Annotated in this window: 14 protein-coding genes and 1 pseudogene; 8 read left to right on the plus strand and 7 right to left on the minus strand. The window is 58.4% G+C overall.

What is annotated here, in order from left to right; translation table 11 throughout:
* Positions 1–24: 24 nt before the first annotated feature.
* The 3 genes from ACJ8HH_RS07800 to ACJ8HH_RS07810 all read right to left on the minus strand — a co-directional run bounded on the left by ACJ8HH_RS07800 (position 25) and on the right by ACJ8HH_RS07810 (position 2,865).
* Positions 25–966 (minus strand): sugar phosphate isomerase/epimerase family protein, encoded by a 942-nt coding sequence (locus ACJ8HH_RS07800; RefSeq protein WP_060451574.1) that lies wholly within the window; start codon positions 964–966, stop codon positions 25–27.
* Between the two features lie 10 nt (positions 967–976).
* Positions 977–2,107, minus strand: coding sequence for a Gfo/Idh/MocA family protein (locus ACJ8HH_RS07805; RefSeq protein WP_442520223.1), 1,131 nt, complete (start codon positions 2,105–2,107; stop codon positions 977–979).
* Positions 2,108–2,202: 95 nt separating this feature from the next.
* Positions 2,203–2,865: a hypothetical protein gene (locus tag ACJ8HH_RS07810; RefSeq protein WP_060451576.1), complete on the minus strand. Its 663-nt coding sequence runs from the start codon at positions 2,863–2,865 to the stop codon at positions 2,203–2,205.
* 175 nt (positions 2,866–3,040) lie between these two features.
* Between ACJ8HH_RS07810 and ACJ8HH_RS07815 the strand changes: the two genes are divergently transcribed.
* Both ACJ8HH_RS07815 and ACJ8HH_RS07820 read left to right on the plus strand, forming a co-directional pair.
* Positions 3,041–3,421: a nuclear transport factor 2 family protein gene (locus ACJ8HH_RS07815; protein WP_039566101.1), complete on the plus strand. Its 381-nt coding sequence runs from the start codon at positions 3,041–3,043 to the stop codon at positions 3,419–3,421.
* A gap of 908 nt (positions 3,422–4,329) precedes the next feature.
* Complete coding sequence (locus tag ACJ8HH_RS07820) at positions 4,330–4,707, plus strand: VOC family protein (RefSeq protein WP_039566099.1); 378 nt, start codon at positions 4,330–4,332, stop codon at positions 4,705–4,707.
* An 85-nt stretch (positions 4,708–4,792) separates the two neighbouring features.
* Here the strand turns inward: ACJ8HH_RS07820 and ACJ8HH_RS07825 are convergent.
* Positions 4,793–5,251 (minus strand): annotated as a pseudogene (locus ACJ8HH_RS07825) (YbaK/EbsC family protein).
* A gap of 167 nt (positions 5,252–5,418) precedes the next feature.
* On the opposite strand from ACJ8HH_RS07825, the gene ACJ8HH_RS07830 reads away from it, so the two are divergent.
* Positions 5,419–5,844 carry a DUF2231 domain-containing protein gene (locus tag ACJ8HH_RS07830; RefSeq protein WP_039566097.1) on the plus strand — a complete coding sequence of 142 codons (426 nt, stop codon included), beginning with the start codon at positions 5,419–5,421 and terminating at the stop codon, positions 5,842–5,844.
* 10 nt (positions 5,845–5,854) lie between these two features.
* The gene (locus tag ACJ8HH_RS07835; RefSeq protein WP_039566095.1) at positions 5,855–7,156 is read left to right on the plus strand and encodes a PQQ-dependent sugar dehydrogenase; all 1,302 of its coding nucleotides are present in this window, start codon (positions 5,855–5,857) and stop codon (positions 7,154–7,156) included.
* Positions 7,157–7,196: 40 nt separating this feature from the next.
* On the opposite strand, the gene ACJ8HH_RS07840 is transcribed toward ACJ8HH_RS07835, so the two are convergent.
* Positions 7,197–7,805 carry a class I SAM-dependent DNA methyltransferase gene (locus ACJ8HH_RS07840; RefSeq protein WP_043147480.1) on the minus strand — a complete coding sequence of 203 codons (609 nt, stop codon included), beginning with the start codon at positions 7,803–7,805 and terminating at the stop codon, positions 7,197–7,199.
* A gap of 252 nt (positions 7,806–8,057) precedes the next feature.
* Here ACJ8HH_RS07840 and ACJ8HH_RS07845 point away from each other — a divergent pair, with 252 nt between their 5' ends.
* The 3 genes from ACJ8HH_RS07845 (at position 8,058) to ACJ8HH_RS07855 (ending at position 11,044) form a co-directional block, all read left to right on the plus strand.
* Positions 8,058–8,444, plus strand: coding sequence for a DUF2946 domain-containing protein (locus ACJ8HH_RS07845; protein WP_229700391.1), 387 nt, complete (start codon positions 8,058–8,060; stop codon positions 8,442–8,444).
* A gap of 278 nt (positions 8,445–8,722) precedes the next feature.
* Complete coding sequence (locus tag ACJ8HH_RS07850; RefSeq protein ID WP_325997070.1) at positions 8,723–10,741, plus strand: TonB-dependent copper receptor; 2,019 nt, start codon at positions 8,723–8,725, stop codon at positions 10,739–10,741.
* Positions 10,742–10,882: 141 nt separating this feature from the next.
* On the plus strand, positions 10,883–11,044 hold the full coding sequence (locus ACJ8HH_RS07855) for a hypothetical protein (protein ID WP_168175569.1): 162 nt from the start codon (positions 10,883–10,885) through the stop codon (positions 11,042–11,044).
* Between the two features lie 117 nt (positions 11,045–11,161).
* Here the strand turns inward: ACJ8HH_RS07855 and ACJ8HH_RS07860 are convergent, their stop codons facing one another.
* Entirely contained in the window at positions 11,162–11,716 is a 555-nt protein-coding gene (locus ACJ8HH_RS07860) for an NAD(P)H-dependent oxidoreductase (RefSeq protein WP_033634565.1), read from the minus strand.
* Positions 11,717–11,820: 104 nt separating this feature from the next.
* Here ACJ8HH_RS07860 and ACJ8HH_RS07865 point away from each other — a divergent pair, with 104 nt between their 5' ends.
* Positions 11,821–12,180 carry a winged helix-turn-helix transcriptional regulator gene (locus ACJ8HH_RS07865; protein WP_025302868.1) on the plus strand — a complete coding sequence of 120 codons (360 nt, stop codon included), beginning with the start codon at positions 11,821–11,823 and terminating at the stop codon, positions 12,178–12,180.
* A 4-nt stretch (positions 12,181–12,184) separates the two neighbouring features.
* On the opposite strand, the gene entS is transcribed toward ACJ8HH_RS07865, so the two are convergent.
* Complete coding sequence (entS, locus tag ACJ8HH_RS07870; RefSeq protein ID WP_060451577.1) at positions 12,185–13,471, minus strand: enterobactin transporter EntS; 1,287 nt, start codon at positions 13,469–13,471, stop codon at positions 12,185–12,187.
* Positions 13,472–13,501: the final 30 nt, after the last annotated feature.

A 13,501-nucleotide genomic window follows, 5' to 3' on the forward strand; every position in this document is an offset into this window, starting at 1 on the left:
CGGCCGTGACCGCCGCGCCTGACTTTACTGGCTGATGCTCTGCTGCAGCGCCTGAACGGAGGAAACGATGCCGGCATCGACCGACATGGTCAGGTCTTCCATTTCCAGCGACACCCAGTCGTTGTAGCCCATCATGCGCACCACCGAGAAGAACGCCTTCCACCACTGCAGATCCCGGCCGCAGCCGACGGCGACATAGTTCCAGGCGCGGCCGGCCACGTCGTCGATCGGTTTGGTCTCCAGCAGTCCGTTAACCTCAACGACGCCGCGCTCAAGGCGCACGTCTTTGCCGTGCACATGGTGAATGGCGGGGCCGAGGGCGCGGGCCACCGCGATGGGATCCGCACCCATCCAGATCAGGTGGCTGGGATCGAGGTTCAGACCCACCATCGGGCCAACGGCCTCGCGCAGCCGGAACAGCGTTTCCGGGTTCCACACCAGCATGGCGCTGAAGTTTTCCAGCGCAAAGCGCTCGACGCCGCACGCTTTGGCCCGGGCGACCAGCGCCTGCCAATAGGGGATTGCCACTTCATTCCATTGATAGTCCAGACAGTTTTTCACCGTCGGCGGCCAGCTGACGGTATAGGTGATCCAGTTGGGAATGGTGTCATGCGGGCTGGCCGGGGGCAGGCCGCTCATCATAACGATCTTTTTCACCCCCAGCAGCCCGGCCAGCTCCAGCGTATTGTCGGTTTGGCGCTGATGGCGTTGCCCCAGTTCGCCGGGATCGAGCGGATTGCCGGAGACGTTGAGCGCGGCGATCTCCATGCCGCGGCTGGCCAGCGCCTGCTGCAGCTGCCGGCGTTTGGCGGGGTTGGCCAGCAGATCGTCGGCATCCAGATGGGGCGCCGGAGACCAGCCGCCGGTGGTCATTTCCACGCCGCGCACCCCCAGCTCCAGCAGCCGATCCAGCATCTGCTCGAAGGGTAAATGGCCCAGGCTATCGGTACAGAATGAAAGTTTCATGGTGCTTTCCTTATTGGTAATTAACCCAGGTGGCGCCGTTGTCGGCGGAACGAACGCAGTTTTCAATCCAGCGCACGCCTTCCAGCCCGGCGTCGATATCCGGGTAGATCAGCGTGGCCAGCGTATGCCGATCGCCGCGCTGGCTGGCGCTGATGGCGATGGCGAACTTGAGGTAGATATTGGCCCAGGATTCGGCCAGCCCTTCGGTATGCAGCGCACCGAGCCGCTCTTCGGCCAGGGCGCTGTCGTCCAGATAGGGCATGCCGTGGTGCAGGATCTGGTTGGGCCGCCCCTGGATCTCATGGCGCAATTCGCCGGGAGCAGCGTCGCTCCACTGCAGACTGGCGAGCGAACCCACCACGCGGATGCTTTGGCTGTCCATTGCGCCTGCATTGACGGCGGAGGCCCACATGCGGCCGACGGCGCCGTTTTCGTAGTGCATCAGCACCATGGCGTTGTCTTCCAGCGGGGCGCGAGAAGGAATAAAGCTCTGGCGATCGCACAGCAGGGAGGCAATCTTCATATCGGGCATCACCAGCTGCGAGATGTAGAAGGTATGGGTGGAGATGTCGCCCAGCACAAAAGAGGGGCCGGCGATTTTCGGATCGACGCGCCACTTTTGCGCCTCGAACGTGTCCGCGCTTTCGTTGGCATTGAAACCGTGGGTGTATTGCAATTCGACCATGCGTATTTCGCCGATGTCGCCGTTCGCGATCATGGCGCGCATCTGCATCAGCAGCGGATGGCCGGAGAAGCCGTAGGTTACGCCGACGATCAGGCCTTTCTCCGCCGCCAGCGCCTTGATTTCTCTCGCCTCCGCCGTGGTGAAGAACAGCGGCTTTTCGCAGATGACATGCAGGCCAGCATTCAGCGCGGCGCGCGTGATTGCATAATGGGTGCCGTTGGGGGTGGCGATGGTCACCACCTCAACGCCATCTTCGCGGTCGGCTTCTTGATCCAGCAGCTGTTGATAGTTGTCATAGCAGCGTTCGGCGGGCACGCCGAGGTTGACGCCAAACTCACGTCCGCGCGCCGCGTCGATATCAAAAGCGCCGGCAACCAGCCGATAAGCGGTGTTGTCGCGCAGTGCGCCGGAACGGTGCTTGTAGCCCACCTGGCTGAGGCGGCCGCCGCCGATCATCGCCCAACGCAGCGGGCGAGGGATGCTTCTTTCACTTCAGATCGCTGATTGAGTGCATGGCGGATAACATTTCCGCCATGTCCGCCATGCTAAAATTATGGCGTTTTATCTGGCACAGAGATAAGCCAGGGTGTAGCAGAGCTATTTTTTATGGCTTCAATATAATTTTCCACCATAATCTGATTTCTTTCAGATATTTCACAAAATATTACCAGTTGGCCGAATAGTTCAGTGTCATCATTGATTTCATCAGGAATTACTTCCGGAACGAATGTAATAGCGCGTTTAGACAACGTTCGAACGGTGAATTTTTTGCCAAACTCAGGTTGGCTATCAAACGCATTAACGCCAATTTCCAGTAAATTCAAAGAGGGTGAACAGATGGCATACCATGTTTTTTTATAGCAAAAAATGCCGCTTTTGAATTCTGGCATTCCTTTGAAATTAATTGAATTTTCCGTTTTTATTCGCTTTATGGCAGTTAATGTATACTTTTTCGTTGAGTATACATCCTTGAGGAAAATGGCAACGCATAAAAAAATAAAACCTGCTGCAAGAAAAGAAAACATGGCAATCAGGATGCCAGTAACAGAAAGTTCTGAATTGAGCAAGAGTATTATTGCAATAGCGATAACTAGATATGAAGCTATATTTATCAACCCATCTTTTTTTGTGATGTCCTTCCTGAATTTAACAATAAAATAAATTACCGCAGCAAAGGCTAAACCATAAAAAAAGAGTAATGACCGATCGGGCATGATTCCATTCGCCAAAAAATTGATATTGCGTTTAATTTATAGTAATGGTTTAAAATAAGCAATATCAGGTTTGATTTTCAACCGTTACGGCAGGAATCACATCAGCTTAAATCTGAACACTGTGTGAGTTTCTTGTCTCCAGATTTCACGTAGCGCGATCAAAAAGGAGGGCATTTTGATCCATTTTGCAGAGTGGCTTAGCCACATCCAGGCGCTTGAGGTTGAACTGCACCAGCCAACAACGCGCTGCGATCCGAAGCGTGTCGCGGCATTGCTGCATGAAGACTTTGAAGAGATTGGCCGCTCAGGCCTACGTTATGACAAACGCCAGACCGTTGCGGCGCTGGAGATGGAAACGGATTATCCGCAGATTTTCGCCGAAGGTTTTAAGCTGGCGCAAATCAGTGATAGCGCCGTATTGCTGACGTATAAAAGTTTTCAGCGTGACGCGCAGGGCCACGCCGTGCGTTGCACAGAGCGTTCGTCGATTTGGCTTCTGACAGCCAAGGCAGGTTGGCAGATGCGGTTTCATCAAGGCACGCCGACTGATGATTGAGCCTGGTTTAAAATCCGATCTAATGGAATGACAACAAGCCTGGCAGAAAGACAGATGTCGGAGGGATAAAGCTGCAGGTGAGGAGAGAAGATGCTCAGGGATGGCCCTGGTGCGTATCCAGTAACTCAATTTAACATAATATACATTATGCGCACCAAGGTAATGATATGTGGATTTTGCCGTCCAGGCCTGATTATGGGCTTTCTCCTGCGGCCAATCATGCCAGCGCCGGCTGCTCATGCCGCTGAACTAATTCGTTTTTCAACCGGCCATAAGCCCGGCGGTCTTCTGCTGTCTGGTGTTTGTGTTGCTCGGCAACACCATGATGCTTGCGCATATAATCTCTGAACGCCAACTGTCTGATCGCCTGTTCACTTGCTGCAGCAACGCCTGCCGGTAATGCCGTTCTCGCCACGCGGCGTAGGTCTCATGTCATGCATCTTGTCATTCACACCATCCAACGCCGCCAGGCTTTCAATCTCCAGCAAGATATCAATCGTTGGTTTGGCACTGCTGTACTACCGATATGATGAATTGCCGTTAACACACCAGCCAATATCTCGCGTAGTTTCAGCGCTTCATCTTGATAGTATTCCAGAGATCATAGCCCTCGACCGTGATGCTGCGTGCTGCCATTTCCCGTTTCAGTAATGATGACCGGACATGATTTTCTAAGGCGTATACCTGCCGATATTGGCCAGAAATCCCCTGCTTTTTTGATCGCGCTACGTGAAATCTGATAAAACGTGGCGGCTACGATACTGCAGATTTCTCCCAAACGCGTCACTTAAACGGGCACTATTTGTATGCTAAATACGCATTGGCGTGCGTTTGTATCGCTTTCGGCGCCCACCACGGCGTTGGCTATACTGAATGGGAATATTCTTCCATGCTCCAGGAGCCTCTCCATGTTTGACCATGTGAAATTTGGCGTCAGCGACTTTGCCCTTAGCAAAGCGTTTTTCCTCAATGCGCTGGCGCCGCTGGGCGTAAAGATCGTTGCCGAAGGCGAGCCCGGCTATGGCGTCGAACTATGTCCCGATCGGGGTAACGTGTCATTGTGCCTGTTTCAAACCAATGAAAAGCCGGCACACCTGCACCTGGCATTTGCCGCAAGCAGCCGTGAACAGGTCGATGCGTTCTACCACGCCGCGCTAAATGCCGGCGGCAAAGACAATGGCGCACCCGGTTTGCGGCCCAATTACCATGCCCACTACTATGCGGCATTTGTGATCGCCCCGGATGGCCACAATATCGAAGCGGTTTGCCATAACCCGATGAGCTAGTGATTTTTCCAGTTAAAACAGTAGATTAATCACGAGGTAATGCATTGTATTTAACATAACGCAGTTGTGACGACGTCACTTAACGTTACCCCGTCACGTCAATCCACTCTGCTCCTGTGATGCTGGCCAGCCGCTGTGGCGCAATTCTCACGCCTGAGTTATCGCTGCCACCTGCCGGAAGCACTTCACCGTAGCTGCACAGGCTGCGATCGCAGTAAATTCTCACCGCTGCCGGTGCGGCAAAGGGGCAAACGCCGCCGGGCGGATAGCCGGTCAGCGCCTCCACCTCCTCCGCCGGCAGCATGCGCGCCTTTACGCCGAAGAATTGTTTGTACTTCTTGTTGTCGATTCTGGCGGTTCCCGCCATCACCAACAGCACCACGCCGTCGTTCACGCGAAATGACAGCGTCTTGGCGATCTGCCCGCTCTACACGCCAAAGGCTTCCGCCGCCAGCGCCACCGTGGCGGTATTCTTTGTCAGCACCGTCACCGCCGTTTCCGGGGCGTGCTCGGCCAGAAATCGCTGAACGCGCTCTATACTCATGCCCTTCCTCCCGATGTTGCTAAACCATTGATAATGCCGCAGTGAGGGTTCAGGTTTTAACATCGCATGCTAAAAATGAGAATCAAAATTGTTCAAATCGGTGAATCTGAACAAAGCTTTAAGGGGCCTACGCCTTTTTACCTATCATTTTTCATGGAGATATCTGCATGACCACGCAAACCACAGCAAGGCCTTCAGCGGCCGCGGTGGCCGTCTATGAATGGCTCAATCCGCTCCCCTACGGATTTTTCACCGCGGCGCTGATTTTCGACATCATCTATGCCTGCACGGCGAATATTCAGTGGGTCAATGGTGCCAGCTGGCTGATCGCCATCGGCCTGGTTTTTGCCATTATTCCCCGGCTGATTAACTTGGTTCAGGTGTGGTTCGGCAGCGGCCGGCTGCAGGGCTCACCGGTCAAGTTCCATTTCTGGCTGAATCTGATCGCCATCGTTCTCGCCATCATTAACGCTTTCGTGCATAGCCGGGATGCGTATGCCGTGGTGCCGCAAGGCCTGGTGCTGTCTGCGATCGTGGTCGCGCTGCTGAGCCTCGCCAACATTCTGCTGGCCGTGGGTGCCCGTGCAAAATAAGGAGGTTTTCATGAAGCTATCATCCACCGCGATTGCGCTTTCGGCCGTGCTGGCGCTGGCCGGCTGCGATAACAGCGCCGTCATTTCGCCAGAACAACAAATGGGGCCGGATCCGGTGTTGCCGGCGGCGCAAAACTTCCTGATGCCGCCGATGCAGGTGCCAAAGGGCGTCGGCTGGCAGCAAAACCAGATGCCGAAAGTGGCCGAGGGTTTGAAAATCGATAAGGTGGCGGACGGTTTGCTGCATCCGCGCCAGCTGCTTACCCTGCCCAACGGCGATGTCCTGGTGGTGGAAGCCAACGGGCCGGGCACGGAGGCGGTGAGCACGCCCAAGCAGCTGATCGCCGGGCTGGTGAAAGGCCAGTCCGGTAAAGGGGGCAAAGGCGGTAACCGCATCACCCTGCTGCGCCCAACCGCCGACGGCCGCTGGGAAAAGCATGTTTTCCTCGAGGGGCTCGATTCCCCATTCGGCGTCCAGCTGATTGGCAACACCCTGTACGTGGCCAACACCGGCAACATCATGCAGTACACCTATCAGCCGGGCGAAAAGCGCATCAGCGATGCGGGTAAAGAGCTGGCCGACTTGCCGGACACCATCAACCACCACTGGACCAAGGCCCTGCTGGCCAGCCCGGACGGTAAAAAGCTGTATGTCGGCGTCGGTTCCAACAGCAACATCACCGAAAACGGCCTGGCCGTAGAGTACCGGCGCGCCGCCGTGCTGGAAGTGGACACCGCCTCTGGCGCCAGCCGTGTCTTCGCCAGCGGCCTGCGCAACCCAACCGGGCTGCAGTGGGAACCGCACAGCGGCAAGCTGTGGGCGATCGTCAACGAGCGTGACGAGATCGGCGCCGATCTGGTGCCGGACTACCTGACCTCGGTGCAGGACGGCGGCTTCTACGGCTGGCCTTACAGCTATTTCGGCCAGCACGTCGATCGGCGGGTGCAGCCGGCGCGGCCGGATCGGGTGGCGAAAGCCATCAAACCGGACTACGCCCTCAGCTCGCACGTTGCGCCGCTGGGGCTGCTGTTCTATACCGCGAACGCACTGCCGGCCGAGTATCGCGGCGGCGCCTTCGTCAGCGAACACGGCAGCTGGGATCGCTCGCCGCTGAACGGCTACCGGGTCAGCTACGTGGCGTTTGAGCAAGGCAAACCGGTCGGCAAACTCAAAGCGGTGGTCACCGGCTTTGTCTCCGACGACGAGAAGGAACTCTATGGCGCACCGGTAGGATTAACGGTCGACAAGGCCGGCGCCCTGCTGATTGCGGATGACGTGGGCAACACCGTTTGGCGCGTCAGCGCTAAATAACGTTAACGGGCAGGTTCTGGGGAATCTGCCCGTGACATCGTCACTCAATACCCTGCGCCAACCAGACCGTTCTTCCCCCGCAGGCGGGATCTTCCACCACATGGTCAACCACGCGGAAGCCGTTCTCCTGCAATAAACGTCTGTACTCCTCCGGCGCCAGGCTGGCGTGAAACAGCGGCTGGCCTTCGAAGCTGCCGATCGCCACGCCGTCGGCTGGGCCGCTGGTGAACATCAGTGCGGCGTGCGGCCCAGCATGCCGTCTGAACAGCGGAAACATGCGACGCTGATCGTCGCACGCCAGATGAAAGAAGCTGTCCCAGGCCAGCAGGCCGTCGAACTTCGCCGGCAAATCCAGCTGGCGCATATCCATTTGTCGCCATTCCTGCTGCGGGAAACGCTGCCGGCAGCGCGCGATCATCGCCTGAGCACCATCGACGCCGGTGACCCGATACCCCTGTTCGATAAAATAGGCGGCGATCGGCGCGCCATTGCCGCAGCCGAGATCCAGCAGCCGCGCATTGGCCGGGGTGAGCTGCAAAAAGCGATCGAGCCACGGCCGTTCAAACAGCGTGGTGGGTCTGAGGCGTTCCCAGGCGGCGGCATGTTCGTCATAAAGTGGGATAATGGTGCTCGCCAGTTTTTCCGTCATTAATATTGAATATTGTCCCCATCACGTTATTGGTGCCAAAAAAATAGCCTTTGGTCAGAATTAAAGCGCTTATTCGATAATATATTCATCAACAGACCGTTGACCAGAAATAAAAGGTTTTAACATTTCGACATAAACCAGTACAATTCCCTACCCTGTGTTAACCCTTTTTTTAGGTTGATTGTGTCGTTAATTCAGCGTTCTACATCGCGAAATCGGGCCGCCGCCTGGTTAGGGGTGTTTGCCATTCTGATGTTGTTCATTGCGCCGGTGGTCTCGCGATCCCTGGAGCATGTGCGCGCCGGAAGTGCTGGAGCGACCGTCATGGCGGATTGCGGCATGGATATGCCGATGCATCACGGGATGCACTCGCCGCCGCCTGAGCCTGAGAAAGCCTCACAGCCGCTGATGCAGCACGGCGGCGGCCACCACAACATGACGATGATGATGGACGACAGCGCCTGCGGCTACTGCGTGCTGTTGCTGCACGCGCCGCTGCTGGACGTGAGCCACGGCCCGCTGTTCTGGTCCCAGTCGCTGGCTTCGCGCCCGCCGCCGATCCACTATCTCGTCCCTCTGTTTGCCCACGTTGTTCACACCGAATTACAGCCGCGCGCGCCCCCCATCTCTTTCCTCTGATTTAACAATAAGCCCATTGCCGTTCTCTGTATTGCCGTTGATCGTTTCAACCTGGCGGAATTAATTCGCCCAACGGTTAATCATCGAGACGACATTATTAATCCGGTTATTTCCAGGTTGATGGAATTAACCCCCGTATTTTCCGATGGTGATTTTCGCCAGGCCGCCCCACGCCTGAATAATCCCTCGGCCAAGTACGGAAAAAGTTAGCTTAAGGAAAGATGATGTTTAAACCGACTTATAAAAAGAACGCCGTCACCCGCGCCATTACCACCGCCATGCCGCTGTTTCTGCTGGCCGGCCACGCGGCGCAGGCGCATCAACACCCTGCCGGCGCACAGGTTAATGATGGCGACGTGATCACCGTCACCGCGCCGCTCTACTCCCCGCTGACCATCGTCACCTCGCCGAAAACCCCACGCCAGCCGGTGCCGGCCAGCGACGGTTCGGACTACCTGAAAACCATCCCCGGCTTTTCGCAGATCCGCAACGGCGGCACCAACGGCGACCCGGTGTTCCGCGGCATGTTCGGCTCTCGGTTGAAGATCCTCACCGACGGTTCGGAAATGCTGGGCGCCTGCCCAGCGCGGATGGATGCACCGACCTCTTACATCTCGCCGGAAAGCTTCGATCTGTTGACCATTACCAAGGGGCCGCAGACGGTGCTGTGGGGGCCGGGATCGTCGGCGGGCACGGTGCGCTTCGAGCGTGAACGCCCGCGCTTCGACAAGCCGGGTATCAAGGGCAACGCCAGCGTGCTGACCGGCTCCAACGGCCGCTGGGACGAGAACATCGACGCCAGCCTCGGCGCCGAACAAGGCTACCTGCGGGTGATGGCCAACAAATCCCGTTCCAACGACTATCAGGACGGCACGAATACGCGCGTGCCATCGCGCTGGGACAAGTGGAACGGCGATCTGGCGCTCGGCTGGACGCCGGACGCCGACACGCTGCTGGAAGTAACTATGGGCCGCGGCAACGGCGAAGCGCGCTATGCCGGCCGCAGCATGGATGGTTCGCAGTTCAAACGCGAAAGCCTGGGCATGCGGGTGGAGAAATCCAACATCGGCGACGTGCTGGATAAGCTGGAAGCGCAGGTCTACTACAACTACGCCAACCACGTGATGGACAACGTCACCCTGCGCTCGCCGGGCAGCGGTGGCATGGCTGGGCACGGGGGGCATGGCGGCATGAGCATGGGGATGGGCGGCCACGGCGGGCACATGATGTCCTCCGGCATGACGATGCAGCTCGATCGCCGCACCGTCGGCGGCCGCGTGATGGGCACCTGGCAGTGGCAGGACGTGAAGCTTGAAAGCGGCCTGGACACCCAAACCAACACCCACCGCAGCATGAACCGCGGCAGCTGGGAAAAAGACGCCCAGTTCAACAGCTACGGCGCCTTCAGTGAACTGACCTGGTCCACCAGCGAACAGGATAAACTGATCGGCGGCGCGCGCCTCGACCGCACCCTGGTGGAGAATTTCCGCAGCGCCAGCGCTGGGAAACGTTCGGACACCCTGCCGAGCGGCTTTATGCGCCTGGAGCATACGCTGGCCGACCTGCCGCTGATGCTGTATGCCGGCGTCGGTTATACCGAGCGCTTCCCGGATTACTGGGAGCTGTTCTCGCCGAAGCTTGGCCCGAACGGCAGCAAGGATCCGTTCTCCAGCGTCAAGAGCGAGAAAACCACGCAGCTCGACATCGGCGCTCAGTACAACGGCAAACGCTTCAACGGCTGGGTTTCCGCTTATGTGGGCCGCGTCGATGATTTCATCCTGTTCAAATACGATCCGCACAACGCGCGCCTCAGCCAGGCCGATAACGTCAACGCCAACATCATGGGCGGCGAAATGGGCATGGGTTATCAGCTGAGCGAGCACTGGAAAACCGACGCCAGCCTGGCCTACTCCTGGGGCAAAAATAGCAGCGACGGCCGGCCGCTGCCGCAGATCCCGCCGCTGGAGGCACGCTTGGGGCTGACCTATGAGTACGGCGACTGGAGCGGCACCGGCCTATGGCGTCTGGTCAGCAGCCAACACCGCGTGGCGATCAACGAAGGCAACGTGGTGGGCAAAGACTTTGCCGAAAGCGCCGGCTTCGGCGTGCTCTCCGCCAACGCCGCCTATAAGGTGAATAAAAACGTCAAGCTGAGCGCCGGTCTGGATAACATCCTGAACAAGACCTACAGCGAACACCTTAACCTGGCGGGCAACAGCGCCTTCGGGTACTCGGCCAACAGCGCGGTGAATGAACCGGGCCGCACCCTGTGGGCCAAGGTTAACGTCACCTTCTAAGCGGTTCACCGGGCGATGGGCCACCGTCGCCCGGTCAGGCGATATGCGATCCGGTTCTTAGGATATGAGTTTTAAGTTTTTCCCATTCGGTTAGGCGGCGATTACTATCATCTTCAGGTTAATCATTGCCCCGGAGGGAATATGCAAAAGATCACTCGTTTTCTGGCCCTGCTCGGCGAGCTGATGATCGAAAAAGCCGAAGACGCCGCGCCGCAGGCTGCTCAGCCTGACGATCGCAACGACGCGTTGCCACCGCGTCTCGAACGTGGGGTTCCGCTGGCCGACCGCTTCCTGTTCATGTAATTCCCCCACTCTGTTTTCATCCTGCACGCTCGTTCACACAGCACGCACGATAGATGCTGACAATCACCGCCGACAAGTAGCCGGATGCGCACGCCCTGGCGCATCCGGGGCGTGCCGTTAATTCAGGGCGGCGAGAAATGCCTGATAGCCTTGCGCGCTACGATCCAATTCGTGGGATTGCAGCGGCTCCACCGTGCCGTCCGAAGCGGCCTCCCTGCCGTAAAAGGCGAAGAACGAGGCATAGTCGGCCCGCACGTAACCGGCAGTGACTTCAAACGGCCGGAAGATTTCCTCCAGCGAGTAGCGATAGCGCCCGTCGCGCGCATAATCCTCTGCGCGCACCCCCGCCGTGACCGCCAACGCCAGCTTCTTGTTTTGCATCTTGTAGCCGCTGCGAGAACCGTAGGCCCAGCCGTAGGTCAGCACATCGTCCAGCCATTTTTTCAGCAGCGGCGGGCTGCTGAACCAGAAAATCGGGAACTGCAGCACGATGTTGTCATGGGCTTCGATCAGCCGCTGCTCTTGGGCGACGTCGATCTGCCAGTCCGGGTAGGCCTGATGCAGTTCGTGCACGGTATACCGCTCCGGATAGCGCCGCAGTTCCTCCAGCCAGCGTTTGTTGACCACCGAGTTCGCCATATCGGGATGGGTCACCACCACCAGGGTTTTCATATCGATTTCTCCAGTCAAGTGTCTACCGGCGCATCATAGGTTATGCTGGAACAATGTAAAATACGCACACTCACGACACATACTTACCCTGGAGAAAGCACTCAATGACCGCCGAATCCCACTGCAGCCCAACGGGCATCAGCCTCGAAGACACCGGCTATGGTTATACGCTGTCGGTGATTAACGGCAAATATAAAATGATTATTCTCTACTGGCTGGCGTTGTATAAGCCGGTATTGCGGTTCAACGAGCTGCAGCGCTGCATCGGCACCATTTCCTACAAAACGCTGAGTTCGACGCTGAAAGAGCTGGAAAAAGATCGGTTGGTGGTGAGAAAGGAGTATCCGCAGATCCCGCCCAAGGTGGAGTACAGCCTGTCCGAACGCGGGCGTTCGCTGATCCCGGTGATCGACATGATGTGCAACTGGGGGGAGCAGCACCGGCCGGAACAGCCGGTGCCGTGAGGGGTTAGTTGTCCGCTGCCGCCGAGGTTGCCGGCGCGGGCTCATCGTGCTCGACCAGCGCGTCCGCCGGCCGGCACTGCTGGCGCAGCGTGCGCACGCTGAAGGCCACCAGCACGCCGAGCACAGCGGCGAATGCGCCAAACGACAGCACGCTCATCAACGGGGTAAACACCCTGCCCAGTACGCCGAGCCCCAGCGCGCCGATCGAATCGCCGGTTACGTCCTGCGCGGTGCCGAGGCTGTTCACCCGCCCCAGCAGATGATCCGGCGTATTGCTCTGGATCAGCATGAACTGCAGGAGCGAAGCGATGGCGTTGGCGTAGCCGTAGCACACCAGCGCCAGCAGCGCCGGCGCCAGGTGGCTGAACAGCCCCAGCGAAGCGATAGCGGTAAACGCGACGATGGCGGCGACCAGGATCAGCACGCCGGGCCGAGAGAAACGCCCCACCCAGCCGCTGGTCAGCGCGCCCAGCATCGCGCCGAGCGGCACCGCGGAATACATCAGGCCAATTGAGGACGCGCCGACGTGGTAAGCATCCTGCGCCAGCGCCGGGAACAGCACCCGGACGGCGCCGACGATGCTCATCAGCATCCCCAGCAGCACCACCGACCCCACCACCTTATTGCGCCAGACAAACTGGAAGCCGCTGGCGAGCGCGCGCAGCGGGTGTTCCGGCTCCTGCTGCTGCGGCAACAGCGTCGGCAGGCGCACCAGTGGGACAAGGGTGCCCAGCGTCCCGGCGGCGGCCACGGCGAACGCCAGCCCCACGCCGCCGAACACGATGATGATCCCGCCCAGCGCCGGCGCCAGGATCGCGCCGATGCGCACCGTCACCATGCTCAAGGCCCCCGCCGCCGCCAAGTTTTCGCGCCCGACCAGCAGCGGGATCACCGCCATCAGCGCCGTCATGCCCAGCGCCCCGAAGAAGCCGTCCCAGGCCGCCAGCAGGTAGAGCGCCAACAGCGAAGGCGCCGGGGCGAAGGCGTTCAGACTCAGGGCGACAAAGCCCAGCCCGCAGGTGCCGCGCGCAAACAGGATCAGCTTACGGCGATCGTAGCGATCGGCGAGCACGCCGCCCAGCATCAGGCCGATAAACATGCCCACCCCGTCCAGCGCCACCGCCACGCCCACCTGCAACGTGGAGCCGGTCATCGCCTGGATCTGAATCGGCACCCCCACCGCCAACATGCCGAGGGAAAACACCGACAGCATGCGGGCGCAGAAAATCGCGCGGAAATGCGCATTGCTTCTCAGCAAACTGAAATCAAGAAAAAAAGAAGGTCTGGCCATAGTGTCCTGCATATCATGTTTTAGTACGGG

It is taken from the genome of Serratia sp. CY32780 (assembly GCF_052169135.1).
Lineage (GTDB): Bacteria > Pseudomonadota > Gammaproteobacteria > Enterobacterales > Enterobacteriaceae > Serratia > Serratia sarumanii.

Coding starts and splice junctions, on each gene's coding strand:
- ACJ8HH_RS07860 (WP_033634565.1), bottom strand. CDS start 11,716: ATGAAAACCCTGGTGGTGGTGACCCATCCCGATATGGCGAACTCGGTG.
- ACJ8HH_RS07835 (WP_039566095.1), top strand. CDS start 5,855: ATGAAGCTATCATCCACCGCGATTGCGCTTTCGGCCGTGCTGGCGCTG.
- ACJ8HH_RS07830 (WP_039566097.1), top strand. CDS start 5,419: ATGACCACGCAAACCACAGCAAGGCCTTCAGCGGCCGCGGTGGCCGTC.
- ACJ8HH_RS07850 (WP_325997070.1), top strand. CDS start 8,723: ATGCCGCTGTTTCTGCTGGCCGGCCACGCGGCGCAGGCGCATCAACAC.
- entS (WP_060451577.1), bottom strand. CDS start 13,471: ATGGCCAGACCTTCTTTTTTTCTTGATTTCAGTTTGCTGAGAAGCAAT.
- ACJ8HH_RS07805 (WP_442520223.1), bottom strand. CDS start 2,107: ATGATCGGCGGCGGCCGCCTCAGCCAGGTGGGCTACAAGCACCGTTCC.
- ACJ8HH_RS07810 (WP_060451576.1), bottom strand. CDS start 2,865: ATGCCCGATCGGTCATTACTCTTTTTTTATGGTTTAGCCTTTGCTGCG.
- ACJ8HH_RS07855 (WP_168175569.1), top strand. CDS start 10,883: ATGCAAAAGATCACTCGTTTTCTGGCCCTGCTCGGCGAGCTGATGATC.
- ACJ8HH_RS07800 (WP_060451574.1), bottom strand. CDS start 966: ATGAAACTTTCATTCTGTACCGATAGCCTGGGCCATTTACCCTTCGAG.
- ACJ8HH_RS07820 (WP_039566099.1), top strand. CDS start 4,330: ATGTTTGACCATGTGAAATTTGGCGTCAGCGACTTTGCCCTTAGCAAA.
- ACJ8HH_RS07845 (WP_229700391.1), top strand. CDS start 8,058: ATGTTGTTCATTGCGCCGGTGGTCTCGCGATCCCTGGAGCATGTGCGC.
- ACJ8HH_RS07865 (WP_025302868.1), top strand. CDS start 11,821: ATGACCGCCGAATCCCACTGCAGCCCAACGGGCATCAGCCTCGAAGAC.
- ACJ8HH_RS07840 (WP_043147480.1), bottom strand. CDS start 7,805: ATGACGGAAAAACTGGCGAGCACCATTATCCCACTTTATGACGAACAT.